The organism is Methylosinus sp. RM1, assembly GCF_011378635.1.
Lineage (GTDB): Bacteria > Pseudomonadota > Alphaproteobacteria > Rhizobiales > Beijerinckiaceae > Methylosinus > Methylosinus sporium.
On sequence record NZ_WOVC01000006.1, the window covers coordinates 36,159 to 61,243 of the forward strand.

24 protein-coding genes are annotated in these 25,085 nt (G+C 66.5%); 18 read left to right on the top strand and 6 right to left on the bottom strand.

The window, feature by feature from the left end:
• Positions 1-59: 59 nt before the first annotated feature.
• The 5 genes from FMZ75_RS05580 (at position 60) to FMZ75_RS05600 (ending at position 6,204) form a co-directional block, all read left to right on the top strand.
• Entirely contained in the window at positions 60-1,196 is a 1,137-nt protein-coding gene (locus tag FMZ75_RS05580) for a hypothetical protein (protein ID WP_166141633.1), read from the top strand.
• Between the two features lie 372 nt (positions 1,197-1,568).
• Positions 1,569-4,331 carry a DNA gyrase subunit A gene (gene gyrA, locus FMZ75_RS05585; protein ID WP_166141634.1) on the top strand — a complete coding sequence of 921 codons (2,763 nt, stop codon included), beginning with the start codon at positions 1,569-1,571 and terminating at the stop codon, positions 4,329-4,331.
• Positions 4,332-4,521: 190 nt separating this feature from the next.
• Positions 4,522-5,157 carry a glutathione S-transferase family protein gene (locus FMZ75_RS05590; protein WP_166141635.1) on the top strand — a complete coding sequence of 212 codons (636 nt, stop codon included), beginning with the start codon at positions 4,522-4,524 and terminating at the stop codon, positions 5,155-5,157.
• A gap of 46 nt (positions 5,158-5,203) precedes the next feature.
• The gene (locus tag FMZ75_RS05595) at positions 5,204-5,761 is read left to right on the top strand and encodes a Uma2 family endonuclease (protein WP_166141636.1); all 558 of its coding nucleotides are present in this window, start codon (positions 5,204-5,206) and stop codon (positions 5,759-5,761) included.
• Between the two features lie 107 nt (positions 5,762-5,868).
• The gene (locus FMZ75_RS05600; protein ID WP_108918131.1) at positions 5,869-6,204 is read left to right on the top strand and encodes a hypothetical protein; all 336 of its coding nucleotides are present in this window, start codon (positions 5,869-5,871) and stop codon (positions 6,202-6,204) included.
• A 39-nt stretch (positions 6,205-6,243) separates the two neighbouring features.
• Here the strand turns inward: FMZ75_RS05600 and FMZ75_RS05605 are convergent, their stop codons facing one another.
• Positions 6,244-6,903, bottom strand: coding sequence for a class I SAM-dependent methyltransferase (locus FMZ75_RS05605; RefSeq protein WP_166141637.1), 660 nt, complete (start codon positions 6,901-6,903; stop codon positions 6,244-6,246).
• Between the two features lie 51 nt (positions 6,904-6,954).
• Between FMZ75_RS05605 and FMZ75_RS05610 the strand changes: the two genes are divergently transcribed.
• The gene (locus FMZ75_RS05610; protein WP_166141638.1) at positions 6,955-7,548 is read left to right on the top strand and encodes a glutathione S-transferase family protein; all 594 of its coding nucleotides are present in this window, start codon (positions 6,955-6,957) and stop codon (positions 7,546-7,548) included.
• Positions 7,549-7,664: 116 nt separating this feature from the next.
• Here FMZ75_RS05610 and FMZ75_RS05615 read toward each other — a convergent pair whose 3' ends face one another.
• From FMZ75_RS05615 to FMZ75_RS05635, 5 genes are all read right to left on the bottom strand, one after another.
• Positions 7,665-9,122, bottom strand: coding sequence for a replicative DNA helicase (locus FMZ75_RS05615; RefSeq protein WP_166141639.1), 1,458 nt, complete (start codon positions 9,120-9,122; stop codon positions 7,665-7,667).
• A 459-nt stretch (positions 9,123-9,581) separates the two neighbouring features.
• Complete coding sequence (rplI, locus tag FMZ75_RS05620) at positions 9,582-10,148, bottom strand: 50S ribosomal protein L9 (protein WP_108918135.1); 567 nt, start codon at positions 10,146-10,148, stop codon at positions 9,582-9,584.
• Between the two features lie 40 nt (positions 10,149-10,188).
• Complete coding sequence (locus FMZ75_RS05625) at positions 10,189-11,199, bottom strand: DUF2232 domain-containing protein (protein WP_166141640.1); 1,011 nt, start codon at positions 11,197-11,199, stop codon at positions 10,189-10,191.
• A 199-nt stretch (positions 11,200-11,398) separates the two neighbouring features.
• Complete coding sequence (locus tag FMZ75_RS05630; protein WP_166141641.1) at positions 11,399-13,957, bottom strand: ABC transporter permease; 2,559 nt, start codon at positions 13,955-13,957, stop codon at positions 11,399-11,401.
• Positions 13,954-14,643 carry an ABC transporter ATP-binding protein gene (locus FMZ75_RS05635; protein ID WP_166141642.1) on the bottom strand — a complete coding sequence of 230 codons (690 nt, stop codon included), beginning with the start codon at positions 14,641-14,643 and terminating at the stop codon, positions 13,954-13,956. The genes FMZ75_RS05630 and FMZ75_RS05635 overlap by 4 nt, the downstream gene beginning before the upstream one ends.
• A 180-nt stretch (positions 14,644-14,823) precedes the next feature.
• Between FMZ75_RS05635 and FMZ75_RS05640 the strand changes: the two genes are divergently transcribed.
• From FMZ75_RS05640 to FMZ75_RS05695, 12 genes are all read left to right on the top strand, one after another.
• On the top strand, positions 14,824-15,456 hold the full coding sequence (locus FMZ75_RS05640; RefSeq protein ID WP_246728790.1) for an arylesterase: 633 nt from the start codon (positions 14,824-14,826) through the stop codon (positions 15,454-15,456).
• Positions 15,457-15,614: 158 nt separating this feature from the next.
• Positions 15,615-15,863 carry a twin-arginine translocase TatA/TatE family subunit gene (locus FMZ75_RS05645; protein WP_166141644.1) on the top strand — a complete coding sequence of 83 codons (249 nt, stop codon included), beginning with the start codon at positions 15,615-15,617 and terminating at the stop codon, positions 15,861-15,863.
• Between the two features lie 46 nt (positions 15,864-15,909).
• Positions 15,910-16,350: a twin-arginine translocase subunit TatB gene (locus FMZ75_RS05650; protein ID WP_166141645.1), complete on the top strand. Its 441-nt coding sequence runs from the start codon at positions 15,910-15,912 to the stop codon at positions 16,348-16,350.
• Positions 16,347-17,129, top strand: coding sequence for a twin-arginine translocase subunit TatC (gene tatC, locus FMZ75_RS05655; RefSeq protein ID WP_166141646.1), 783 nt, complete (start codon positions 16,347-16,349; stop codon positions 17,127-17,129). The genes FMZ75_RS05650 and tatC overlap by 4 nt, the downstream gene beginning before the upstream one ends.
• Before the next feature lie 203 nt (positions 17,130-17,332).
• A complete protein-coding gene (gene serS / locus FMZ75_RS05660) occupies positions 17,333-18,652 on the top strand; it encodes a serine--tRNA ligase (protein ID WP_108918144.1) in 1,320 nt (439 codons plus the stop codon).
• Between the two features lie 220 nt (positions 18,653-18,872).
• A complete protein-coding gene (gene surE, locus FMZ75_RS05665) occupies positions 18,873-19,637 on the top strand; it encodes a 5'/3'-nucleotidase SurE (RefSeq protein WP_108918145.1) in 765 nt (254 codons plus the stop codon).
• Positions 19,638-19,644: 7 nt separating this feature from the next.
• On the top strand, positions 19,645-20,328 hold the full coding sequence (locus FMZ75_RS05670; RefSeq protein WP_166141647.1) for a protein-L-isoaspartate O-methyltransferase: 684 nt from the start codon (positions 19,645-19,647) through the stop codon (positions 20,326-20,328).
• Positions 20,329-20,498: 170 nt separating this feature from the next.
• Positions 20,499-21,971: a peptidoglycan DD-metalloendopeptidase family protein gene (locus tag FMZ75_RS05675; protein ID WP_166141648.1), complete on the top strand. Its 1,473-nt coding sequence runs from the start codon at positions 20,499-20,501 to the stop codon at positions 21,969-21,971.
• A gap of 152 nt (positions 21,972-22,123) precedes the next feature.
• Positions 22,124-22,417, top strand: a complete 294-nt coding sequence (locus FMZ75_RS05680; protein ID WP_370464674.1) for a hypothetical protein — start codon at positions 22,124-22,126, stop codon at positions 22,415-22,417.
• A 218-nt stretch (positions 22,418-22,635) separates the two neighbouring features.
• Positions 22,636-23,205: a CDP-alcohol phosphatidyltransferase family protein gene (locus FMZ75_RS05685; RefSeq protein ID WP_142863805.1), complete on the top strand. Its 570-nt coding sequence runs from the start codon at positions 22,636-22,638 to the stop codon at positions 23,203-23,205.
• The gene (locus FMZ75_RS05690; protein ID WP_142863798.1) at positions 23,192-24,346 is read left to right on the top strand and encodes an AI-2E family transporter; all 1,155 of its coding nucleotides are present in this window, start codon (positions 23,192-23,194) and stop codon (positions 24,344-24,346) included. The genes FMZ75_RS05685 and FMZ75_RS05690 overlap by 14 nt, the downstream gene beginning before the upstream one ends.
• Positions 24,347-24,351: 5 nt before the next feature.
• Positions 24,352-25,047 carry a DnaA ATPase domain-containing protein gene (locus FMZ75_RS05695; protein WP_166141649.1) on the top strand — a complete coding sequence of 232 codons (696 nt, stop codon included), beginning with the start codon at positions 24,352-24,354 and terminating at the stop codon, positions 25,045-25,047.
• The last annotated feature ends 38 nt before the right edge of the window (positions 25,048-25,085 follow it).

Sequence of the window (25,085 nt, forward strand, 5' to 3'; positions counted from 1 at the left end):
GGCTTTGTTCAACTCCGAGAGGCAAGCTGACGCCTCGACATTGCAGCGGAGCTTCGAAGATGAGGTCGATATTCACGCCGTTCACGCGCCTGCTCGTCGGCGGCCTGACTCTGGCTGTCGCCGCCGCACATTTCGGATGCGCCGTCGCCGAGCCGCGCCGTTCGCGCGGCGGCGGGAGCGCGCCGATCGAGGAGTTCGGCGCGCCGAGCAGCAAAGGCTACGACGATATCGTCTTGCAGCTCGCGCCGCTCGTCGCTGCGAAACCTGCAAAAGCGGTCCGACCGGCGGAGCCGGCCGCGGTCGCCGCGCCGCCGCCGACCGAATCGACGAAGTCGGAGCCGGCGGCTCCCGTTTTCCTGCACGCGCCGCTTCCACTCATCGAGAGCGCGCCCGTCGCCGAGGTCGCGACGGCCGGGGAGCCGGGCCCCGTCGCGCCGCCGGCCGAGCCGGAGGCGGCCGCGGCTGCGCCGCAGAACATAGCCGCCGCGATGGAGGAGCCGGCGGAGCCTTCACCGCGAGCCGCAGATTCGGAAGCGATCGCCGAATCCCAAAAAGGCGAGGAGCTTGTCGCCAGGGAGGCCGCGCCGCCGCTCGCCGCAGTCGAAACTCTGCCTAACCCCGCCGCGGCGGCCGCTCCCGCTTCACTCCCCGAAGAAGCGTCCGCGGAGGAGAGCGAGTCGCCGCTCGCCCTCTGGCAGGCGCTGGTCGCCGCCTTCGCGCTCTTCGGGCTGCTCGGCATGAAATATGTCCGGCGCGCGCCCGTCGCCCCGGCCGCGCAGGAGAAGGCCGCGCCGGCCGCCGGTCTCGCCGCGGCGATCGCCGCTATGCGCGCGAAAATCGAGCCGCTGCGCGCCAAATTCCTCGCATCACGCGGCCAGAAGCCGGCCGAGCGAGCACACGAAGCGCCCACCGCCGCGGCGCCGAATGAAGCGCCGAAGAAGCCGAAATCGCTCGATTGGGCGGAAGTCGCGAATGCGCTCCGCGCGCGTTTCGGCGGCGCGAAAACCACGGGCGAGCCGGTGGCGGCCCAGCAAAATCGCTCGATCGGCCTCGTCGAGTCGGAGGGCAGGGGGCGCGTGGCCGATTCGTGGGAGACGAGCGAAGAGGATGGGCTCGAGCTGCTGGAGCCGGGCGACGCCAGCGCGCGGGCGATCGTCATGAACGCCCGACGTCGGCTGCGTTCGGCGCAGAGCTGACGCCGCCGCCCAAAATGAATCGGACAAGATTTGAGGAATTTTTCTAAACCCGTGTTTCTCCGAGCAGAACCGCGACGCCGCGCGGCGGGGCGAACTGGCGTCGCCGCCGAGAATCGCCTATAGAAAAATGGCGGTTTCGAGCGTCGTCGACGGCTGCCGCTAGGCTCGCCTCGGCGCGCTTCGCTCGAAACGTCCTGCGAGCGCGATCTCCACGTCCCGCCGCTCTCCCGAGCGGCGGACCTTGCAGCCGCCTCGCCTTCGTCGGCGAGACGGGACGACGACGAGAAGCGCTCTTTCCCAGAGCCGGCGCGACTTCGCCGCGGCAGGATTTCGCCGCGGAGCGCGGGACGATCGAAGCGGATTGGCGAGCCATTGGCCGAGAACGACACAGACGACACAAAGCCTCCGACGCCCGGTTCAGACATTCGCCCGGTCTCGATCGCCGACGAGATGAAGCGCAGCTATCTCGATTACGCGATGAGCGTGATCGTGAGCCGCGCGCTGCCGGATGTGCGCGACGGGCTCAAGCCCGTGCATCGGCGCATCATGTTCTCCATGCACGAGAACGGCCATACGCCCGATAAGCCTTATGTGAAATCGGCGCGCATCGTCGGCGACGTCATGGGTAAATATCACCCGCATGGCGACGCCGCGATCTATGACGCGCTGGTGCGCATGGCGCAGCCCTTTTCCATGCGGCTGCCGCTCATCGACGGCCAGGGCAATTTCGGCTCCGTCGACAACGACCCGCCGGCGGCCATGCGCTACACCGAGTCGCGTCTGGCCAAGCCGGCGCTTGCCCTGCTCGAGGATATCGACGAAGGCACGGTCGACTTCAAGCCCAACTATGACGACAAGGAGATGGAGCCGACGGTTCTGCCGGCGCGCTTCCCCAATCTCCTCGTCAATGGCGCCGGCGGCATCGCCGTCGGCATGGCGACGAATATTCCGCCGCATAATCTCGGCGAGGTGATCGACGCCGCCATCGCGCTGATCGACCGGCCCGACATGGGCGTCGCCGAGCTGATGGAGATCGTGCCCGGCCCGGACTTCCCCACAGCGGCGACAATTCTCGGCCGCGGCGGCATACGCAACGCCTATACGACCGGGCGCGGCTCGATCATCATGCGCGCCAAGGCCGAGATCGAGACGCTCCGCAAGGAGCGTGAGGCGATCATCTTCACCGAGATTCCCTATCAGGTGAACAAGGCCGCGCTGATCGAGCGCATCGCCGAGCTCGTCCGCGAGAAGAAGATCGAAGGCATTTCGGATCTCCGCGACGAATCCGATCGCCAAGGAATGCGCATCGTCGTCGAGCTGAAGCGCGACGCGGTGGCGGATGTGGTGCTGAACCAGCTCTGGCGCCATACGGCTCTGCAATCGAGCTTCCCGGTCAATATGATCGCGCTCAATGGCGGCCGGCCCGAGCTGCTGACGCTGAAAGACGTGCTCGTCGCCTTTGTCGACTTCCGCGAGACGGTCGTCACAAGGCGCACGAAGTTCCGCCTCGCCAAGGCGCGCGACGCCGCGCATCTGCAGGTCGGCCTCGCCATCGCCGTCGCCAATATCGACGAGGTCATTCGCCTCATTCGCACGTCTGCCGACGCCGCCGCCGCGCGCGAGGCGCTGATGGAGCGCGCCTGGCCGGCCAAGGATATGGCGCCGCTGGTCGCGCTGATCGCCGATCCGCGCCATGTGCTCGCCGAGGACGGAACCATTCGCCTCTCCGAGGCGCAGGCGCGCGCCATTCTCGAGCTGCGCCTGCAGCGCCTCACCGCGCTCGGCCGCGAGGAGATCGCCGAGGCGCTGAACAAGCTCGCCGCCGAGATCGCCGAATATCTCGAGATTCTGCGCTCGCGCGAAAAGCTGTTCGGAATCGTCAAGGACGAGATGATCGCGGTCAAGGAGGCCTATGCGACGCCTCGCCGGACGCAGATCGTCGATGGCGACGGCGATGTGGAGGACGAGGACCTCATCGCCAGAGAGGATATGGTCGTCACCGTCTCGCACGCCGGCTACATCAAGCGCGTGCCGCTCTCGACCTATCGCGCACAGCGGCGCGGCGGCAAGGGCCGCTCCGGCATGCAGACGAAGGAAGAAGACTTCGTTCAGCGCCTCTTCGTCGCCTCGACGCATACGCCGGTGCTGTTCTTCTCCTCGCTCGGCAGGGCTTACAAGGAAAAGGTCTGGCGTCTGCCTCTGGCGGCGCCGCAGGCGCGCGGCAAGGCGCTGGTCAACATGCTGCCGCTGGAGCAGGACGAGCGCATCACCACCATCATGCCTTTGCCCGAGGACGAATCGAGCTGGGCGACGCTCGACGCCATTTTCGCGACGACGGGCGGCACGGTGCGCCGCAATAAGCTCTCGGATTTCTCCGATGTGCGGCGCTCCGGCATCATCGCCATGAAGCTCGATGAAGGCGAGGCCATCGTCGATGTCGCTACAGCGGCGGAGCAGGAGGATATTCTGCTGACGACGCGCGAGGGGCAGTGCATTCGCTTCCCGGTCAGCGACGTGCGCGTGTTCCAGGGGCGCACCTCGATGGGCGTGCGCGGCATAGCGCTCGCTGGCGACGACCGCGTGATCTCAATGTCGATCCTGCGGCATTTCGAGGCCGTCGGCGACGAGCGCGCCGCCTATCTCAAGCGCGCCGCGGCGCAGCGCCGCAATGCAGGAGTGGAAGGCGCGGAGGAGGGTGCGGCGGAGACCGAGGAGGCCTCGACCGCGATCGAGCTGACCGAGGCGCGTTATCGCGAAATGGAGCAGGCCGAGCAGATTATCCTGACTGTCTCCGAGAATGGCTACGGCAAGCGCTCTTCGTCCTTCGAATATCGCATTACCGGACGTGGCGGCAAAGGCATTGTCGCCATGGCGGTGAACGCCCGCAATGGCAAGCTCGTCGCCTCCTTCCCCGTGGGTCGCGGTGATGAGATCATGCTGGTGACGGATGGCGGCCAGCTCATCCGCTGCCCGGTCGAGGGCATACGCATAGCGGGCCGCGGCACGCAGGGCGTCATCGTCTTCGACACGGCGGTGGGAGAGCGCGTCGTCTCGGTCGAGCATTTGGCCGACGCCGGCGAGGACGAGGCGGCCGGCGACGCGGCGTCCGGCGATACAGGCGGCGAGACCGCCTGAGCCTTGGTTGCGGCCGAAAAAGCGCGTTTCGCCGGGGGATTTTCGGCGAAACGCAATTTGTTTTCATGAATTGCTCTCGTCGCGCGCAGCTACGCGGCTTCGATAAACGCAACCCCACGTCAATGGCGCGCGCCTGCGCCTCGGGCTAGATTGCCGCAACGCCGAGATTGCCGAAGAAGGAGACGAACGCATGCTCACGATCTGGGGACGGCGCAACTCCTTCAATGTGCAGAAGGTCATGTGGCTCGTCGGCGAGCTCGCGCTCGATCACGCCCATGTGCCGCTCGGCGGCGCTTTCGGCGGGCTGGACGATCCGCAGTTTCGCGCGAAAAATCCGCATGGCCGCATTCCGGTCATCGACGAAGAGGGCGTGGTGGTGTGGGAATCTCACGCCATATTGCGCTATCTCGCCGCGCGCCATGGCGGCGAGGCCTTCTGGCCGGCGGATCCGGCGACGCGCTCCTTCCCCGATCGCTGGATGGATTGGGCGCAGACGACGTTGCAGCCGGCCTTCGTCGACGGCGTGTTCATGGGCTATTACCGCACGCCGGAGGAAAAGCGCGACTGGCCGGCGATCATCGCCGCCGTCGCGCGCTGCGCGCAGCATTATCGATTTCTCGACAACTGGCTCGCGGATCGTCCTTTCCTCGCCGGCGACGAGCCGACGCTCGCCGACATTCCCGCCGGAACGACGCTGTTTCGCTATTTCTCGCTCGACATAGAGCGGCCGTCGCTGCCCAATGTCGAGGCTTGGTATGCGCGCCTCTGCGAGCGGCCGGCCTATCGCCAGCATGTGATGGTGCCCTTCGACGATCTGAAGGGGTGACGCCCCGGAATGGCGCCGGATGCGCCATTCCGCTAGGATGCTCCGCATGAGCGCTCTGCCGAAGACGAAAATGACCGCCGAGGAATTCGTGGTCTGGGCCGAAGGACAGCCCGGCCGACACGAGCTCGTCGATGGTGAAGTTTTCGCTCAGGCGGCGGAACGAGCCGCCCATGCGAAGGCGAAGCTCGCGGCCGCTCGCGCTCTTCAGGACGCCGCGCGCCGTGCGGATGCGCCGTGCCATGTGCTGCCGGACGGAATGGCCGTGCGCGTCGATGCGACGACCGTCTTCGAGCCCGATGCGCAGCTCTATTGCGGACCGGAGCTGCCGCCGGACACGCTTTTCGTCGAAGCGCCTCTTATCGTCGTCGAGGTGCTGTCGCCATCCACAGGGCGCAATGACGCTCTCGGCAAGCTCGTCGGCTATTTTCGCATCGCGAGCGTCGCGCATTATCTCATCGTCGATCCAGATTCGCCGCTGGTGATTCATCATCGTCGCGGGGAGGGGAGCGATATTCTGACGCGCGTCATTCATGACGGCGACATCACGCTCGATCCGCCCGGCCTCGCCTTTCCGCTTTCCGCGCTCTATGGCGAGACGCATTGAAGCGCGCTCTGTGCTCGCGCGCACGGCGATGACAGCGCGCCGCGACTAATCTCCTCTGCATCCGATCGCAATGATTTCATGCGACGGTTTCAGATAGGAGATTGAAAATGTCCAAAGTGCTTTTCATCGACACCAAGACCGAGCTCACCCTCGCGCCCGGCGCGACCGTTCATGGCTGGTGGAACAACGCCTCGCCCTTCAATGCGGTGTGGGACGCGCAGGCCGTGCCTTTCGCCACCGGCAGCACGGCGACCGGCTTCAACCAGGACACCTCGCTCGAGGTGACGCGCGTTTGGCGTCACTTCACGGTGACGGAGATCAAGCCGAACCCGCAGTCGCAGACCGTCGACACCAAGGACGAGACCGAGATTCATTACGAGATCAAGAATATCGGCAATTCGGTCGCGAAGTTTCACGTCGTGCTGAGCGCGATCTACGAGTGATGGCGTCGGAGGCGCGAGCCGAAAGGCTCGCGCGATCCGTCAATCATGCGCGACGAACACGGCGGCGCAGCCGACAATGTCGATCTCGACATTGCGGAAGCGCCGCTCGAGCGCGTTGCGCAGCCCGTCGAGATCATCGTTCCTATTCGAGAACACGCCTTTGCGATTGTAGAAGTCCATCAGCCGCCGCGCCGCGCCGGAGCGCTCGACGCCGCCTTGCAGCAAGGTCGAGCCGAAAAAGACGGCGCCGTCATTCGTCAGCGGCTTCAGATGTTCGAAAACGACGGCCTTTTCCGCTATCGCGCCCGGCAGGCAGTGCAGCAGATAATTGACGCCGACGGAATCGAATTTCGGCGCGTCGAAAGCGATCGGCTCCAGCACATTGCGGCGATAGCTCTCCGGCGAATAGTGCGCGATGCGGGCCGCTGCGAAGCGCAGCGCGTCCGCGTTCAAATCCATCAGCGCGACGCGCGGCGCCACGGCGGGAAAGCGGCAATGGTCGAGGTAATAGCCCGTGCCGACGCCGACATCGAGATGATTGCCCGACACATGCGCGTCATAGAGCGCGCGTAGGCGCGGCGTCGGACATTTCCAGATGAAGCGGTTGGAGAGGCCGAGCACCAGCAGATCGTAGAGCCGCAGAACCGCGGGCGTGTAGACGGCCTGGCCGGCGGCGATCTCTTCGGGACTGGCGGTCATCTTCGTTACGTCCTATTGCTCGACGACGCCTTTTTCGACGTGAGGGAGCCAATGCCCATTCTACGCTATTCTGCGGCTTCGCCCTACGCCCGCAAGTGCCGCATCGTCGCCGAGCTGCTCGGCTTCGGCGCGAGCGTCGAGCTCGTCGGCGCCGACACGACAAATCCCGACGATTCGTTGCGCGCGCAAAATCCGCTCGGCAAGGTGCCGGTGCTCATCCTCGACAGCGGCGAGACCATCTATGACAGCCGCGTGATCTGCGAATATTTCGATCTTTTCGCCGGCGGCAAGCTCATTCCGCGTGATCCCGCCGAGCGAATCGCGGCGCTGACGCTGCAGGCGCTCGGCGACGGCATGAACGACGCCGCTCTGCTGATTCGTTACGAGGCGACGCGGCCGGAGGCTTTGCGCTCCGCCGATTGGATCGCGCTGCAGACCGGCAAGCTCGACCGCGCTTTGTCGGCGCTCGCCGCCGCGCCGCCGGCCGGCCCGGTGACGATCGGCCATGTGGCCGTCGCCGCCGCGCTCGGCTATCTCGATCTGCGCTTCGAAGGCGCCTGGCGCGCGAAATATCCCGCGCTCCTCGCCTGGCTCGACGCTTTTTCGCGCGAGGTTCCGGCCTTCGAGGAGACGCGCGTCGCCTAGCGTGATGCCGGCTCAGATTGAACCGGAATCACGCTAGACCTCCTTGTTCTGTCGTGTTTTCTTCACGCGAACCGGCTCCCACGTCGCTCGAAAACACTCTAAAGGCCGCCGGCGCCTCACATGCGCGCCGGCAGCTTGTCCTCCTCGGCGAGATTGGAGAAGCGCGTCACTTCGGCTTCGAAGGCGAGCGTCACCGTTCCCGTGGGGCCGTGACGCTGCTTGCCGAGAATCGCCTCGGCGCGCCCATGCACGCGCTCCATCTCGTTCTGCCAGGCGATATGCTCTTCCGTGCCCTCGCGCGGCTCGCGATTGCGCAGATAATATTCCTCGCGATAGACGAACATCACCACGTCGGCGTCCTGCTCGATCGAGCCCGATTCGCGAAGGTCGGAGAGCTGCGGGCGCTTGTCGTCGCGGCTCTCGACCTGACGTGACAGCTGCGAGAGCGCGATGATCGGCACCGCCAGCTCCTTGGCCAGCGCTTTGAGGCCCGTGGTGATCTCGGTCAGCTCCTGCACGCGATTGTCGCCGCGCGATTTGGAGCCGGAGAGCAGCTGAAGATAGTCGACGACGAGCAGGTCGAGCCCGCGCTGGCGCTTCAAGCGCCGCGCCCGCGCGGTGAGCTGGGCGATGGAAATGCCGCCGCTCTGATCGATGAAGAAGGGCACGCTCTGCATCTCGCGCGCCGCCTCGGCGATGCGGCGGAAATCGTCCTCGTTTATGTCGCCGCGGCGGATTTTGTAGGAGGGCACGCCGGACTGCTCGGCGATGACGCGCGTCGCCAATTGCTCGGCTGACATTTCCAGCGAGAAGAAGCCGACGATTCCGCCATTCGCAGCCTTGATCGAGCCGTCCGGCTGCTGCTCCGGGACATAGGCCTTGGCGATGTTGAAGGCGATATTGGTGGCCAGCGCCGTCTTGCCCATGCCGGGACGGCCGGCGACGATGATGAGATCGGACTTCTGCAGCCCGCCCATCTTCTCGTCGAGATCGACGAGCCCGGTCGCGACGCCGGAGAGATGCCCGTCGCGCTGATAGGCGCTGCTCGCCATATCCATGGCGGTGGAGAGCGCGTCGGCGAAACGCTGAAACCCGCCGTCATAGCGGCCGGTCTCGGCCACCGCATAGAGCTTGCGCTCGGCCTCCTCTATCTGCTGGCGCGGCGCCTGATCGACGGCTGCGTCATAGGCGGAGTTGACGATATCCTCGCCGATGACGATCAACTCCCGTCGCACCGCGAGATCATGAATTGTGCGGCCGTAATCCTCGGCGTTGATGATCGTCGTCGCCTCGCGCGCCAATCGCGCGAGATAGGCCTGCATGGTCACGCCGCCGGGCAGCTCGATATCGCCGAGATGCGTCTTCAGCGTCACCACAGTGGCGACGCGGCCGGCGCGAATGATCTGCGACGCGACCTCGAAAATGCGCCTGTGCAGCTCCTCGGAAAAATGCTCGGAGCGCAGAAAATCGGAGACGCGATCGAAGGCGTCATTATTGACCAATATGGCGCCGAGCAGCGCCTGCTCGGCTTCGATATTATGCGGCGGCGTTCGATAGGCGGGCTGGTCGAGCATCTCTCTCTCGGAAGCGGGACGGAGCGGGGTCGTCACGGCGCCGAGAACATCGCCAAAGGCGGGCGCTCGGCTCCCTCGCGAGGGAGCCGAGCGCCATAGGCGGCCGGGATGCGGTCGCTCCCCGAATCATGGGGACGTCCAGCCCGGCCTTTCGCCTGATTGCCTCTGATGGATGTCTTCGATGCTCGTGAACGCGTAGCGACAGGCACTCGAGAACGGTGGCGACATTGCCCGAAGGTGAGAGCGGCGCCAATGCCGAAGATCGACACAAAGATCGGCAAATGCCCACGCAGCGATCTTGTGAGTCATTTCCACATACCACAGCACAGCTTGCGGTCTATCTGCGTGAAATCCTTTGAGTGTGACAATTTCGCCACGGCGAATCGGCGGCGCATGAAAAAAGCCGGAGACGCAGGGGTCTCCGGCCTTTTGTAAAAAAACGAATCGCTTCGCGCGTGATCAGAGCTCGACGTCGCCGGCCTCGGCCAGAGCGGCGCCGACCTCGAGGCCGAGATCGTCGAGCGTCGTCTCCTCGCGGGCGGCGGCCGCCTCGCCGCGCGCCTGACGCTCGGCCTCTTCGGCGGAGCGGGCGACATTGACGATGATCTTCACCTCGATCTCGGGATGCAGATGCACTGGCACATTATGCAGGCCGAGCGCCTTGATCGGATGCTGGAGATCGATCTGGCTGCGGTTCAGCGAGAAGCCGCCCGCGGTCGCCGCCTCGGCAATGTCGCGGGGCGCGACCGAGCCATAGAGATGGCCGCTCTCGCCGGCCTGACGGATGATGACGAAGGCCTGTCCCTCGAGCTTCTCGGCGACGGCCTCGGCCTCCTTGCGGGCGGTGAGGTTGTGGGCCTCGATATGGGCGCGCTGCGTCTCGAAATGCTTCTTGTTGCCTTCGGTGGCGCGCAGCGCCTTGCCGCGCGGCAGCAGGAAGTTGCGCGCATAGCCGTCGCGCACGCGAACGGTGTCGCCCATCTGGCCGAGCTTGGCCACGCGCTGCAGCAGAATGACATCGACCATGGGTTCTTCTCCTCGTGTCTCTCGAATTGTGTCGCGGCGCTCAGCCGCGCCGCGCCTGCGCCGCCTGCTTGCGGCTGCGGAACGAAAACACCGCATCGACGACGCCGATCACGGTGAACAGGACGATCGGCCAGGCGAACAGGCCGATGACGATATAGACGATGGTGAGCGTGACGCCGCCGACGCGCGTGCCGCGCAGCAGAGCGTGAATCACGGCGAGGCCCTGCAACGCCAGAGCGAGGCCGAGCGTCTCGGCGAAGACGAGGCCGATCGCGCCGGGAAGATTGCCGGCGAAGGCCACGGCGCTGGCGACGAGAAACAGCCCGGCGATCGCGCGTGGCAACACGAACTCTTGGGCGATGTCGGGCCAGGGACGCGTCGACGCTTCCGAGGCGCGGGCGAGCAGGCCGGCGCCCCAGAGATTGAGCACATGGCTCAGCAAGGTGAGTGCGGCGAGAGTCGCGGGAAAGGCGAAGACGACGAGCGCCGAAAGCTGGCTCGGATCGAACTTGTCGCCGAGTTCCTGCGTGCGGATGAGGTCCTCGATCGCGATAAAGGCGCGCGCCTGCAGCGGATTGAGCGCCGCGTCGAGGCCGCCGGAGCGAATCGCGGCTATGGCGACCGCTATCGATACTGCGGCCGCGACCACGCCGCCGGCGGCGAGGACTGCCCAGGCCGGCGCGTGAGCGCTCGCCAATTCGCGCCCGCGCCAGACCGCTCCGGACGCGACATAGGCGGCGGCGAGCGCCGGAAGGGCGACCAGGATAGCGTAGACGACGCCGAAGACCGGGCTCGGCCAGATCGACAAAAGACCGGTCGCGATGAGGGCCGAGGTCGCGCCATGGCGCAGGCCGAAGCCGAGCGCGACGATCAAAATCGGCAGCGGCGCGAGAAAAGCGAAGAGAACCGCCGCCGAAGTGCCCTTGGTGATGACCGCGAACACGGCCGCGCCGGCGAGGCCTCCGCCGATGGAGGCGAAGATCTGCGACAGCGAAAAATCGCCATTGTCGGGAACGGGCAGTTTCTTGCGTTCGGGCAGAAGTTGGGGCATGGGCTCTACGCTTGTTCGAGGGCGAGCGCGATCATCTCGCGTCCAGCCCCCTGAACGCCGGCGAAGCCCGCCTTTTAAGGCGAGCGATCTCTCCCGGCAAGGGTCGGCGCGCGAAAAAGCCGCTTCCAAGCGACGAAAACATCGCCATTTTGGCGTTTTCGCCGCCTCGGCGCGAGATTCTATACGACGAGAAAGCGCTTTATTGACGGCGCAGCGCCGGGCCGGGCTTTTCTCCGAGCACGCGCCAGCTCCCCGCGAGGCCGAGGCCGATGGCGAAGGCGAGCCCGCCGAGCGCGGTCAGCGCCACCGGCCAGGGGCGAAAGACGAAGTCCATTTTCATCAGCGCTTCCAATATGAAGCCCGCCGCGCCGGCGCCCGTGATCACAGAGAAGAGTCCGGCGACGAGGCCGAGCAGCGCGAACTCCATTGCGAAAGCGCTCGTCAGCCAGACGCGCGTCGCGCCGAGCGTCTTCAATATAATGGCGTCGCGCTGGCGCCCGCGCTGGCTCGCCGCCACGGCGCTGCCGAGCGCCAGCGCCGCCGTGACGATGGCGAGGCCGGCGGCCGCCCGCGCGGCGAAGGTGAGCTGATCGGCGATCTTCTGCACCGCTTCGAGCGCATCCTTCACGCGCAGCGCGGCGATCTGCGGAAAGCGCGCGGCGACCTCGCGGATCAGCCGCTTGTCGCGAGCGGGATCGTCGCGATCGGCGAAAGCGACGGTGAAAATCTCCGAGAAGGGCGCGTCGGCGAAAGCGTCCGGCGAGAACACCATCATGAAATTGATGCCATAGCTGCGCCAGTCGAGGCGGCGCAGATTGGCGATGCGGGCGGCGACGTCGCGGCCGAGCACATTGACGACGATCTCGTCGCCGACGACGAGGCCGAGACCTTCGGCGACGCGCGTCTCCAGCGAGACGAGGGGAGGCCCGTCATGCCCCGCCGCCCACCATTGGCCGGCGGCGATTTCGGAGCCCTTCGGCGGCGTCGCCGAGAAGGTCAGGCCACGGTCGCCGTCGAGCGCCCAGGCGATATCGTCCGGCGGCTTCAAATTCTCGGCGCGGACGCCTTTCACCGCGACGATGCGGCCGCGCATCATCGGCACATGCTCGACCTTGGCGTCCGTCGCAAAGGCGGAGAGGAAGGAGGCGAATTCGCCGGCCTGCTCCTTGGCGACATCGACGAAATAAAAGCTCGGCGTGTCGTTCTTGCGGACCTGGTGCAATTCGGCGTGGATCGAGCCCTCGATCAGCGCCAGTGCGACCAGCAGCGTCTCAGTGACGCCGATCGAGACGATGAGAGTCGCCGCGAGGCTCTTCGGCCGGCGAATATTGCCGATCGCATGGCGCAGCCGCGCATTGGGAACATTGGAGACGCGCTGCGCTATACGCACGACCAGCGTGGCGACGCCGCGCAGCAGAGCGAAGGCTGCCGCCGTGGCGGCGATATAGGCGCCGGCCAGCCTCTTGTCGGCGGCCGAACCCAGGACGAGAGCGACGAGAAGCGCGGCGGCGGCGAGCGCCGCGAGCATAAAGATGCGGGGAGGGGCCTTCTCCTCCGCCTCGTCGCGCAACAGGCGGGCGACTGGCGTCCCATAGGCGCGGCCCAATGGCGGCAGCGCGAAGATCAAAGCCACCAGCAGCCCATAGGCCGCGCCGACCGCGAGCGAGCGCATGTCGACAGAAGGGGAAAATGGCAGAGGCACGGAGGCGGAAAGGGCGAAATCGGCGAGATAGGGGAAGGTCGCGCCGAGCGCGAGGCCGCCGATGACGGCGAGGCCGGCGACCAGCAGCACCTCGACCAGCGCCATGGCGAAGACGCGCGAAGCCGGCGCGCCGAGCGCCTTCAAAATCGCGAAAGCGTCGCGCTTGCGGGCGACGAATCCGGAAACGGCGTTGGCGACGCCCGCGCCGCCCGCGACCAGCGCCGTCAGCGCGACCAGAGTCAGCAGCTGGGTGAAGCGCTCCTGATTGCGCGAGAATTGCGGGGAGACGGCGTCGCGCTTGCGCAAATCCCAGCCGGCCTGCGGAAAGGCCGCGGTCAGCGCCGTCGCGAAACGCTCGACCTCGGCGTCGCTCGCCCCAGCGCCGCTTCCGCGCAGCGAGATTCGGGTCAGCCAGCGCACGACCGCCCCCGGCTGCAAGAGCCCGGTCGCTTTCAGCGCCTCCTCGCTCATCACGATGCGGGCGCCGAAGCCGAAACCGCCGGCGAGCTTGTCGGGCTCGCTCGTCAGTTCGGCTGTCAGACGGAAGGAGCCGCCGCCGATCTTCACCCGATCGCCGACCGCGAGATCGAGCCGGGCGATCAGCGTCGAATCGGCGACGAGACCGTAGACTCCGTCGTGCTCGCCGAGCGCCTCGGCGAGCGGCTGCGCGGGCGTCAGCTCGACCGCGCCGGCGTTGGGGTAGGCGGAGTCGACGGCTTTTATCTCGACGAGCGTCGCCTCGCCGGTCGCCGAACGGGCCATGGCGCGCATCAGCGCGATTTCGCAGACGCGGCCATTGCGCTCGAAAAATTCGCGCTCCTGCGGCGACAGCCGCCGCATCGTGGTGGCGACGGAGACATCGCCGCCCAAAATCGTGCGGCCCTCGCGGGCGAGGCCTTCCGAGAGCGATTGCGACACCGCGCCGACGCCGGAAATGGCGGCGACGCCGATGACGATGCACGCGATGAAGACCGAAAAACCGCGCAGATCGCCAGCGAGATCGCGCAGAGCGAAACGCAGCGCCAGCGGCAGGCGCGAGGCGAGGCCGCGCCTCATGACGCTTTCGCCTCCTCGCCCTCTATGCGGCCGGAGCGCAGCCTAATGGCGCGGTCGCAGCGGGCGGCGAGCGAGGGGTCGTGCGTCACCAGCACCAGGGTCGCCGAGCGCCGCGCCTTTTGCGCGAAGATGAGATCGACGATGGACGCGCCGGTCTCCGAATCGAGATTGCCGGTCGGCTCGTCGGCGACAAGAATGACCGGATCGGGCGCGAGCGCGCGGGCGAGGGCGACGCGCTGCTGCTCGCCGCCGGACATTTGCGCCGGATAATGCGAGAGGCGATGGGCGAGGCCGACGGCCTCCAGCTCCTGGCTGGCGCGCGCAAAAGCGTCGGCGCGGCCGGCGAGCTCCAGCGGAACGGCGACATTCTCCAGCGCCGTCATCGTGGCGATGAGCTGGAAAGACTGGAAGACGACGCCTATCTTACCTCCGCGGAACCGCGCCAGCGCGTTTTCGTCGAGGCAGGCGAGATCGCTGCCGTCGACGAGCACCTTGCCGGAATCGGGCCGCTCGAGGCCGGCGAGCGTCATCAGCAATGTGGATTTCCCGGAACCCGATGGTCCGACGAGGCCGACGGCCTCGCCGCGGGCGACCGTGAGGCTTATGTTCTTGAGCACATGGACGCGCGCCGCGCCCGATCCGAGGGTGAGATCGACGTCCTCGAGCTGGATGACCGGCCGCTGCACTTTGGGGAGGTCCTACAAATGGTATGCCGCTGCGCCGCCAGCCGGTCCGCCTCTCGCGTTCCGGCCCAGACGACCGCTCCGACATATGCGAAGGCGCCCCTGGTTTCCAGTCTCCGGTCGCGCTTTCGGCCGCGGGGACCCGCGGCGCTCCTGTGCGTCGCCATGCTTTTGGCGCTTTTAATGGCCTTCGCGCGCCCGGCGGCGGCCGAGCCTTTGCGCGTCATCGCATTCGGCGACAGCCTCAGCGCCGGCTTCCAATTGCCGGCCGACGCCGCTTTTCCCGCGCAGCTCGAGGCGCGGCTGAAGAAGGACGGCTATGACGTCCGCGTCATCAACGCCAGCGTCTCCGGCGACACCACCCGCGGCGGGCTCGCGCGTCTCTCCTATGCGCTGCGCGACGGCGGCGATCTGCTGATATTGGAGCTCGGCGCCAATGACATGCTGCTCGGCTTCGATCCGGCGACGACGCGCGACAATCTCGAGAAAATCGTCACGCAGGCGCAGGCGAAAGGGCTCGACGTGGTGCTCGCCGGAATGCTGGCCAGCGCCAATTTCGGCGAGGAGCGGCAAAAGGCGTTCGACGCCATTTTCCCCGATCTTTCGGCGCGGCGCGGACTGCCGCTCTATCCGTTTTTCCTCGCGGGCGTCGTAGGCGAGACCGGGATGACGCTCGTCGACGGGCTTCATCCGAGCCGGGCTGGCGTCGCCAAAATCGTCGCCGGAGTCGCCCCGCTGGTGGAAAAGAGCCTCGATTCGCTGCAATCGAAGCGGCGCGACGCCCGAGACGGCGTCGCCATCCGTCCCTCGCCCTGACTCGAGGGAGCGCGCCCGAAGCTCGCCGACGCCGAAATCCTACCGGAAGCGTCGGAGAATTCGTTCATCCAACTTGTTTTTGCGCGTCCGGCGTCCTAGGTTCCGGGAGTTTCGGCCGGCCTCGCCGGTCCACGAAAGACGAGTGGGAGGTTCGCGCCATGGGCGGTCTGTCGATCTGGCACTGGATTATCGTCGGCGGCGTGGCCTTCATCCTGTTCGGCGGGCGTTTCAAAATCTCCGATGTGATGGGCGACGTCGCCAAAGGCATAAAGGCCTTCAAGAAGGGCCTCGCCGAGGACGAGACCGAGGCGAAGGCCGAGGAGCCGGCGAAATCGCTGGAGCATTCGCCGCTCACGAGCCCGTCCACGCTTCACGCCGACAAGCCGGCCGAAGCGAAAAAGGCCTGACGTCACCCTTTTTCACGCCTGCCGCCTGCAGGCTCTCGAGAAGACCATGTTCGATCTCGATCCCGGAAAGCTGATCGTCATCGGCATCGTCGCGCTCGTCGCGATTCCGACCAAGGATCTGCCGCGCGTATTGCGCCAGATCGGACAAGTGACCGGTCGAATGCGGCGCATGGCGGCCGAGTTCCAAGGCCAGTTCATGGACGCGATGCGCGAGGCGGAGATTGCCGATCTCCACAAGAATTTGAAGAGCGAGGTCGATTCGGCCTTCGCCGGCGTCGGCAAGGACGTCGCTTTCGATCCGCTCAAGGAAGCGCGCGAGCAGATCGTCGGCGCGATCGAAGGCCCGCCGGCCCCGTTGTCCGACGATGAGGCCAAAGCCGAGGAGCCTGCGCCGGCGCTCGAAGCGCTGGCTGCGCACGAGACTCGGCAGCCGAGCGAGTCTGCGCCGTCGAGCGAGGTTTCGCCGCCCGAGAGCCTGCCGAAATGAGCGACGCCGACATAGACGCGACCAAGGCGCCGTTGATCGAGCATTTGATGGAGCTGCGCGAGCGGCTCATTCGCGCGCTGCTGGCTTTTCTCAGCGCCTTCATCCTCTCCTTCTTCTTCGCCAAGGATATCTATAATCTCCTGGTCGTGCCCTATACGATGGCGGCGGGGCCGGAGGCCAAGCTCATCTACACGGCGCCGCAGGAATATTTCTTCACGCAGATCAAAGTGGCGATGTTCGCCGCGGCCTTCATCTCCTGCCCGATCGTCATCGGACAGCTCTACGCCTTCGTCGCGCCCGGCCTCTATCGGCACGAGCGGCAGGCGTTTCGTCCCTATCTCGTCGCCACGCCGGTCTTTTTCGCGCTGGGCGCGATCGTCGTCTATTTCCTGGTCATGCCCAATCTGCTGCATTTCTTCATTTCGATGCAGCAGGCCAATGAGCCGGGGAAGGCGCAGATCGAGCTGCTGCCGCGCGTGTCGGAATATCTGTCGCTCATCATGACCTTGGTGCTCGCCTTCGGCGTCGTGTTCCAGCTGCCGGTGGCGCTGACGCTGCTCGGGCAGATCGGCATCGTCTCGTCGAAATTTTTGTCCGAGAAGCGTCGCTATGCGATCGTCCTCGTCTTCATCGTGGCGGCGGTGCTGACGCCGCCCGACGTGTTCAGCCAGCTGGCGCTCGCCATACCGGGCCTGCTGCTCTACGAGGCGTCGATCATTTCCGTGCGCTGGATCGAGAAGAAGCGGGCGGCGGCCGAGGAACAGCAAGCCGCGGGTTGACCCTTCGTTCCGCTCGAGGGACAAGGGCCCTCATCCGACCCCGCTTCGCGGGGCCACCTTCTCCTGCGCGCGGGAGAAGGGAGCGGCCGAGGTTTCGCGTACACGACGTGGTGAGCGAATCCTTCTCCCACTCGTGGGAGAAGGTGGCCCTCGCGTCAGCGAGGGTCGGATGAGGGCACGCACCAGTCGGCGGATCGATTCTCATGCACGACATCAAATTTATTCGCGATAATGCGGAAGCTTTCGACAATGGCCGCCGCCGCCGCAACCTCGCGCCTCTGTCGGAAAGCCTTTTCGCGCTCGACGACGAGCGCCGCGCGGCGATCGCGGCTTTGCAGGCGGCGCAAGAGCGGCGCAACGCGGCCTCCAAGGAAATCGGCCTCGCCATGCGCGAGAAGGACGCCGCCCGCGCCGAGGCGCTGAAGGCGGAAGTCGCGAAGCTGAAGGAGGATTTCCCGCAGCTGGAGCAGAAGGAGCGCGAAGCGAGCGCCGCGCTCGACAAGGCGCTGTCGGAGATTCCCAACACGCCGCTCGAGCAAGTGCCGGAAGGCAAGGACGAGCACGACAATGTCGAGGTTCTGCTCTGGGGCGAGCCGCGCAAATTCGACTTTACGCCGAAAGAGCATTTCGACATTGGCGAAGGCCTGAAGCTCATGGATTTCGAGAGCGCCGCCAAGCTATCGGGCGCGCGCTTCGTCGTGAACAAGGGTGGAATCGCACGGCTTGAGCGCGCGCTCGCGCAATTCATGCTCGATCTGCATACGGGCGCGCACGGCTATACGGAAGTGGCGCCGCCGCTGCTGGTGCGCGACGACGCAATGTTCGGCACGGCGCAACTGCCGAAGTTTCGCGACGATCAGTTTTCCGTGACGGCAGGTCGCGGCGATGGACAATCGGAGGAGCCGGCGAGCGAATATTGGCTCGTGCCGACGGCGGAAGTCCCGCTCACCAATCTCGTGCGCGAATCGATCCTCGACGAATCGCAGCTGCCTCTGCGCTTCACCGCCGGCACCTATTGCTTCCGCGCCGAGGCCGGCGCGGCGGGGCGCGACACGCGCGGCATGATCCGCCAGCATCAGTTCTATAAGGTCGAGCTCGTCTCCATCACGACGCCCGAGCAATCGCTCGAGGAGCATGAGCGCATGACCGGCTGCGCGGAGAAAGTGCTGCAATTGCTCGAGCTGCCCTATCGCAAGGTGACGCTCTGCACCGGCGACATGGGCTTCGCCTCGCAGAAGACCTATGACCTCGAGGTTTGGCTGCCGGGGCAGGGGAAATATCGCGAGATTTCCTCCTGCTCGGTCTGCGGCGATTTCCAGGCGCGGCGCATGAACGCCCGCTTCCGTCCCGCCGAGGGCAAGGCGACGCGCTTCGTGCATACGCTCAACGGCTCCGGCGTCGCCGTCGGCCGCGCTCTGGTTGCCGTGCTGGAGAATTATCAGGAGGCGGACGGCTCCGTCACAGTGCCGACGGTTCTGCGTCCCTATATGGGCGGGCTGGAGCGAATCGCCGCGGCGCGGTAGCTGGGGCGTGACCCTTCTCCCGCGCGCGGGAGAAGGTGGCCCTCGCGTCAGCGAGGGTCGGATGGAGGGTCCTTCTGCTTTGCGCATCGCTTCGTGTGCTTCGATTCTCTGAAGACACGACGGCCCTCATCCGACCCCGCTTCGCGGGGCCACCTTCTCCCACGAGTGGGAGAAGGAATCGCGCCTGACGATTGCTATAGTCCTTCGAGAACGAGTGACGATGCGCATCCTCATCACCAATGACGACGGAATCCATGGCGCCGGCCTCGCGCTGGCCGAGCGCGTCGCGCGCAGCCTCACCGACGATGTCTTCGTCGTCGCGCCGGAGAGCGAGCAATCGGGCGTCGCGCATTCGCTCTCCATCAATGATCCGCTGCGCCTGCGTGAAATCTCCTCGCGGCATTTCGCCGTCAAAGGCACGCCGACCGATTGCGTCATCATGGGCGTGCGCAAGCTGCTCGCCGACAGACCGCCGGATCTCATTCTCTCCGGCGTCAATTCGGGGCAGAATCTCGCCGAGGACGTCAGCTATTCCGGCACGATCGCCGGCGCCATAGAGGGCACGCTGCTCGGCATTCCCTCCATCGCGCTCTCGCAGGTCTATGATTTCTTCGCCGGACGCCGGCATATTCACTGGGCCTGCGCGGAGGCTCATGCGGCCGACGTCATCCGCAAGCTGGTCGCGGCCGGGATTCCGCGCGGCGTGCTGATGAATGTCAATTTTCCCAATTGCGCGCCGGAGGAGGTGAAGGGCGTCGCCGTCACCATGCAGGGCCAGCGCTCCAATGATCTGATGCATATAGAAGATCGCAAGGACGGTCGCGGCATTCCCTATTATTGGATATGCTTTCGGCGCGGCAATTTCACGCCGGGGCCGGGCACCGACCTCGAGGCGGTGGAGGCGAATAAGATTTCGGTGACGCCTCTGCGCCTCGACTTCACCGACCATCCGACCTTGACGCGGCTCTCCGCCGCTTTCGAATAGGGGAAAAATGGAGGAGAGCGCCGGCGAAGGACAGTCGATCGAGGCTCGCGCGGCGCTTCTCCTGCAATTGCGGCGCGCCGGCGTGCGCGACCTCGCCATCATGCGCGCCTTCGAGACCACTCCGCGCGCGCTCTTCGCCCCGTATCGCTTCCGCGATCTCTCCGCCCGCGACATGTCGCTGCCGATCGGCTGCGGACAGACCATGCCGGCCGCCGCCGAGCTCGCGCGCCGGCTCGAGGCGCTGCGCATAGAGCCGCTTCATCGCGTGCTGGAAGTGGGGACGGGCTCCGGCTTCGGCGCGGCGGTGCTGTCGCGGCTCGCGCGCGAGGTGGTGACGATCGAGCGTTACGAGACTTTGGCGATAGAGGCGCGTCAGCGTCTCGCCGAGGTCGGCCGCGCCAATGTCGAGGTTCTGTTCGGCGACGGTCTCGCGGCGAATGAGACGCGCGGATATTTCGATCGCATCATTCTGCACATGTCCTTTCACGAGCCGCCGCACTCTGTCCTGGCGGCGCTGACGCCGGGTGGAACGGCTTTGTTCGGCCGCATTCAGGCGCCGGCGGACGAGGGCGAGCGGCCATTGGCTCGGCTCTGTCTCTCGCATCGCGCCGGCGATGCGATCTGGACCGATAGCGATCTTGGTCCGAGCCGGCTCGGCGCTTCGCTCGCAGGACGCGCAAAGGCTCTGTGAGCGCGCGCATTTACCTAAAATCGGCGAGGCGCGGCTGAACCCGCATTCATCTTAAACGCTCCCTTAACCGGCCTGTGGCTAGATGAGCGCAGTGAGGTTCGCGTTCGAGTGTAGGTCGCGTCATGGCAATTGAGCGTCGTATTTTTCTGTCGCGAGTCGCAAAGCGGCTCATGTTCGCAGCCGGCGCCGCCGGCCTGCTCGCCGGTTGTTCGGACGCTTCCCGCTTCACCGATCCCTTCACCAATCCGTTCCAGGATTCCGCGCCCATGGGCCGCGTCGATCGCGTTCCGACGGGGACCAATCCCGTGCGCCGCAGCGTCGTGGAGCGGCAGCCGCTCGCCCCGCCGCCGGCGGCGATCCGCGCGCCGGCGCCCGTCGCCGCGGCTCCTGCGCCCGCTCCTGTCCAAGTCGCCGCTCCTGCTCCCGCCAGGGCGGCGGGCGCCTATAATCATTGGAGCGCCGAAGGCGGCACGCCCGTCGTCGTCGCCGAGGGCGAATCGGCCGGCGTCGTCGCGACGCGCTATGGCGTGCCTCTGGATGCGCTACTGCGCGTCAACGGCTATGGCAAGCCGGCCGAGGTGCATCCCGGCTCGCGGCTGGTGATCCCGATCTATCGCGCCTCCGCGGCTGCGGCGCCAGTCGCCGTTCCGGCGCCGGCGCGCGCCGCTCCCGTCTATGCCGCGCCCGCGCAGGTGGCGCAGCGGGCGGCGGATGTGCGCGACCGCAAGGCGGCCGCGCCGTCGAAGCCGGTCTCGACCGAGCGGCCGCGTCCGGCCCCCGTCAAGCAGGCGCAGATCGAGGCGAGGCCCGCGCCAGTCGAGCCCAAATCGGCCGTTCTCAAGCCGGCGGTCGTCAAGCAGGCCGTCGTCAAGCAGGCCGTCGTCGCCAAGCCGGTCGAGGCGAAGCCCGCGCCGCGGCAGATCGCCCAGGCGCCGGCGCAGCCCGCCAAAGCGGCGCAAAAGCCCGCGGAGACGCATCCTGCCCGTGCGCAGCTCGCGCAGCGGACGAAGGAGCAGGAGCCCGTCAAGGCGAAGCTCGCCCAGGCCGAGCCCGCAAAGCCGGAGGTCCGCGCCGAAAAGATCGCCAAGAAGAAGCCCGAGCCGGCGCCCGTCAAGGAGCGCGAGATCGCCCGCGCGCCGCAGGCGGAAAAGCCGCAGAGATACGCCGAAGCCGCGCCGGCCCCGCAGCCGCAGGCTCTGCGCAGCATCGACAAGACTCCGACCGCCTCGATCCCGTCGCCGGCCCAGCCGGCCGAAGAGAAATCGGCCGATGCGCGTCCCGAATTCCGCTGGCCGGCGCGCGGCCGCATCATCCAGGGCTTCGCCACGGGCGGCAATGACGGCATCAATATCGCCGTGCCCGAGGGCACGCAGGTGAAAGCGGCCGAGGGCGGCGTCGTCGCCTATGCCGGCAGCGAGCTGAAAGGCTATGGCAATCTGGTGCTGATCCGGCATCCCAATGGCTTCGTCTCCGCCTATGCCCATAATGGGGAGCTCGATGTGAAGCGCGGCGATCAGGTCAAGCGCGGCCAGACGATCGCCAAGTCCGGCCAGTCCGGCAATGTCGGCTCGCCGCAGCTGCATTTCGAGCTGCGCAAAGGGGCGACGCCGGTCGATCCGACCGGCTATCTCGCCGGACTGTGAGCGCAGGCTGTGAGCTGAGGAATCTCGGGCGTTCGCGAGACACTTGCGCCGGAGTGGGGCGACGGGCCGCGTAAGCGCCCGTCGCCCGTTTTCTTTTCGCGCCGGAGCCTCTATAGGGACGTCCGGGTCGGGCGATAAGGGAAAAATCGGCAGTGAAACGTCCTATGTCTCTCGCAGCGGCTCTCTTTTTCGCCACGCCGGCCTTCGCCGTCGATACGACGGGCATTCCGATCTGCGACACGCTGCTGAAGCGCTATGAGGAATGTTCCGTCGAGCTGCCGCGCGCCAATATTCACGCCGCGCAGAAAGAGCTGCTCGAAGGCGCGATGAGCCTGCGCGCCAACGCCTCCAATCCGCAGCTGCGCCCGAGCCTCGAGAAATTCTGCGCCGACACTTTCGAGGCGATGAAGACCTCGAGCGAGATCAAGGCCTGCATGTCGAAGTAGGTCTCGCGCGAGCCATTCCGCGTAGCATCACGTATAGCTGGCTCGGCGCCGCCGACTTATCATCGCCGCCGTTTCGGACGGGCCGGCGGTCTGCGTCGGACGGTTCGACATGTCTCGAGAAGCGAGCCGGAAGGCTCGCGCGCCGAGCTTGCGCCGGCAGAGCGCCGCTCGATCGGATCGGGGCGCTCTAGCGCCGAGCCCGTGGCGCGCCAAATATGATGCTCATGCGCTCCCTCTATCTGCAATGGCTGCCGAATTTCATCACCATTGGGCGGCTCGTGCTGACGCCGGCGGCGATCGACATGATCGTCGGCGAGCATTGGCGCGCCGCTTTCGCGATTTTCGTGCTCGCCGGAGCGTCGGACGCGCTCGACGGCTGGCTGGCCAAGACCTTCGATCTGCGCACGGACCTCGGCGCCGTGCTCGATCCCATCGCCGACAAGGCGCTCATCGTCTCCATTTATGCGACGCTGGCGATAAAAGGCGCGCTGCCGCCCTGGCTCGCGCTTCTGGTGATCTCGCGCGACGTTCTGATCGTCGGCGCCGTGTTCGTCGCCTGGCTGCTGGCCCGCCCGATGGACCTTCGTCCCTTGCCGGTCTCGAAAGCCACCACGGCGGCGCAGCTCTTGCTCGCCGCGATCGTGCTCGCCGGCGAGGCCTTCGCTTTTCCGCTCGGGGAGGCGACGAGCCTCGTCTTCGCCGTGGTGGCGGCATTGACCGTCGCTTCGGCCAGCGTCTATCTCTGGCGCTGGATCAAGCTCATGGGGCCGGACGATGTCGGAACGTGAGGTGGAGGCGACGCGTGTTCCCGTCGGGCTCGGGCTCGAACGGCCGCTGGCCTTGTGGGCGGCGGCGATTCTCCTCGTTTTCACGCTGTTTTATTTCCTGAGCTCGGTTCTCGCGCCTTTCCTGGCGGGGCTCGCGCTCGGCTATCTGCTCGATCCGGTCGCCGATCGGCTGCAAACGCTCGGCCTCTCGCGCCTCGGCGCCTCTTTCGCAATTTTGACGGTGTTCGTCGTGCTGACGGCGGCGATCGTGCTGCTGGTCGCGCCGGTGCTCACGCGGCAATTGACCGAATTCGTCGAGAGTCTGCCCGGCTATCTCACCACTCTGCAGGGGCTGCTCGCGCGCGTCAGCCGCGAGGCGACCGGCGACTTCATGCGCAGCGTCTATGAGAAGCTCGGCCTGCCGGTCTCCGACGCCTCGCTCGACACGCAGAAATATGTGAACGACATCGCCAGCGAGGCGGCGCGCATGGGCGCCGCCTTTTTGAAATCGCTGGTCTCCGGCGGGGCGGCGCTGGTCAATATGGCGTCGCTCGTGGTGATCACGCCGGTCGTCGCCTTCTACATTCTGCTCGACTGGGACGATATGGTCGCGACGCTCGATTCGCTGACGCCGCCGCGCTATCGCGAGGACGTGCGCGCCATCGCGCGCGACATCGACAAAGCGCTCGCCGGCTTTCTGCGCGGGCAGGCGCTGGTCTGCCTGTTCCTGGGCCTCTGGTACAGCATCGGCCTGTCGCTCATCGGCCTGAATTTCGGCTTTCTCATCGGCGTCGGCGCCGGCGTGCTCAGCTTCGTGCCCTATGTCGGCTCGATCACCGCCTTCGTCCTCTCCATCATCGTCGCCACGGTTCAGGGCTGGCCGGACTGGCGGCTGCCGGCCATGGCGGTGGCGGTCGTCTCCACCGGCCTTTTTCTCGACGGCAATGTTCTGTCGCCGCGGCTCGTCGGCGGCTCCATCGGCGTGCATCCGGTGTGGCTGATGTTCGCTCTGCTGGCGGCGGGATCGCTGTTCGGCTTCACCGGCCTGCTGCTCGCGGCGCCGGTGGCGGCGGCGCTCGGCGTCATCTTGCGTTTCGCGACGCGGCGCTATCGGCAGAGCGCGCTGTTTCTCGGCCCCGCCGCGCCGCCGCGGGAGAGCTGACCCCGATGCCCGGCGCAGGCGACGCTCGCCGCGGCCCCGCCCAGCTCTTTTTCGATCTGGCGGGCGCGCCGCGCCATGGCGACGCGGATTTTTTGATCTCGCCCGCCAATCGCGCGGCTCACGAGATGATCTCGCGCTGGCCGGACTGGCCGGACAGCGCGCTGCTGCTCGTCGGCCCGCCGGGTTCCGGCAAGACCCATCTCGGGGCGATCTTCGCGCGCCGACATGACGCTCTTCTCGTCTCCCCGACCGATATTCCCGAGCCCGGCGCGCTTTGCGGCGCCTGCGCGCTGCTCGACGGGCTGGAGGCGGTGACGGATGAGACAGCTATGTTTCATTTGATGAATTTCATTCGCGAAAGCGGCGGGTCGCTGCTGATCTCGTCGCGCCAGCCGCCGTCCGCGCTGAAAATCGCGCTTCCCGACCTATTGTCGCGTTTACGTCGTGCGCCGGTCGTAGAAATCGGCGCGCCGGACGATTCGCTGATTCGCGCCGTGCTGGAAAAGCTGTTTCGCGACCGCCAATTGGCGGTCGAGGCGACGCTGGTCGATTATGTCGCGCTTCGGCTCGAGCGTTCGCTGGATGCGGCGCGCGCCTTCGTGCGGATGCTCGACGAGGAAGCGCTCTCGCGCGGCCGTCCGGTCACGCGCGCGCTCGCGGGCGAGCTTCTCCAGTTCATCGACGCCTCGCGCGGCGCGTGAGGGCTTTCGTATGGCGGAAAATCTGTCAGAATCGCGCC

Bases quoted from the DNA above. Each gene is read 5' to 3' on its own strand.
- FMZ75_RS05600 (WP_108918131.1), top strand. From the start codon at position 5,869: ATGTCCAAAGTGCTTTTCATCGACACCAAGACCGAGCTCACCCTCGCG.
- FMZ75_RS05605 (WP_166141637.1), bottom strand. From the start codon at position 6,903: ATGACCGCCAGTCCCGAAGAGATCGCCGCCGGCCAGGCCGTCTACACG.
- tatC (WP_166141646.1), top strand. From the start codon at position 16,347: ATGAGCGACGCCGACATAGACGCGACCAAGGCGCCGTTGATCGAGCAT.
- FMZ75_RS05630 (WP_166141641.1), bottom strand. From the start codon at position 13,957: ATGAGGCGCGGCCTCGCCTCGCGCCTGCCGCTGGCGCTGCGTTTCGCT.
- rplI (WP_108918135.1), bottom strand. From the start codon at position 10,148: ATGGTCGATGTCATTCTGCTGCAGCGCGTGGCCAAGCTCGGCCAGATG.
- surE (WP_108918145.1), top strand. From the start codon at position 18,873: ATGCGCATCCTCATCACCAATGACGACGGAATCCATGGCGCCGGCCTC.
- FMZ75_RS05615 (WP_166141639.1), bottom strand. From the start codon at position 9,122: ATGCTCGACCAGCCCGCCTATCGAACGCCGCCGCATAATATCGAAGCC.
- FMZ75_RS05645 (WP_166141644.1), top strand. From the start codon at position 15,615: ATGGGCGGTCTGTCGATCTGGCACTGGATTATCGTCGGCGGCGTGGCC.
- FMZ75_RS05650 (WP_166141645.1), top strand. From the start codon at position 15,910: ATGTTCGATCTCGATCCCGGAAAGCTGATCGTCATCGGCATCGTCGCG.
- FMZ75_RS05590 (WP_166141635.1), top strand. From the start codon at position 4,522: ATGCTCACGATCTGGGGACGGCGCAACTCCTTCAATGTGCAGAAGGTC.
- FMZ75_RS05640 (WP_246728790.1), top strand. From the start codon at position 14,824: ATGGCCTTCGCGCGCCCGGCGGCGGCCGAGCCTTTGCGCGTCATCGCA.
- FMZ75_RS05580 (WP_166141633.1), top strand. From the start codon at position 60: ATGAGGTCGATATTCACGCCGTTCACGCGCCTGCTCGTCGGCGGCCTG.
- FMZ75_RS05625 (WP_166141640.1), bottom strand. From the start codon at position 11,199: ATGCCCCAACTTCTGCCCGAACGCAAGAAACTGCCCGTTCCCGACAAT.
- FMZ75_RS05610 (WP_166141638.1), top strand. From the start codon at position 6,955: ATGCCCATTCTACGCTATTCTGCGGCTTCGCCCTACGCCCGCAAGTGC.
- FMZ75_RS05595 (WP_166141636.1), top strand. From the start codon at position 5,204: ATGAGCGCTCTGCCGAAGACGAAAATGACCGCCGAGGAATTCGTGGTC.
- FMZ75_RS05685 (WP_142863805.1), top strand. From the start codon at position 22,636: ATGCTCATGCGCTCCCTCTATCTGCAATGGCTGCCGAATTTCATCACC.
- FMZ75_RS05675 (WP_166141648.1), top strand. From the start codon at position 20,499: ATGTTCGCAGCCGGCGCCGCCGGCCTGCTCGCCGGTTGTTCGGACGCT.
- serS (WP_108918144.1), top strand. From the start codon at position 17,333: ATGCACGACATCAAATTTATTCGCGATAATGCGGAAGCTTTCGACAAT.
- FMZ75_RS05695 (WP_166141649.1), top strand. From the start codon at position 24,352: ATGCCCGGCGCAGGCGACGCTCGCCGCGGCCCCGCCCAGCTCTTTTTC.
- FMZ75_RS05670 (WP_166141647.1), top strand. From the start codon at position 19,645: ATGGAGGAGAGCGCCGGCGAAGGACAGTCGATCGAGGCTCGCGCGGCG.
- FMZ75_RS05690 (WP_142863798.1), top strand. From the start codon at position 23,192: ATGTCGGAACGTGAGGTGGAGGCGACGCGTGTTCCCGTCGGGCTCGGG.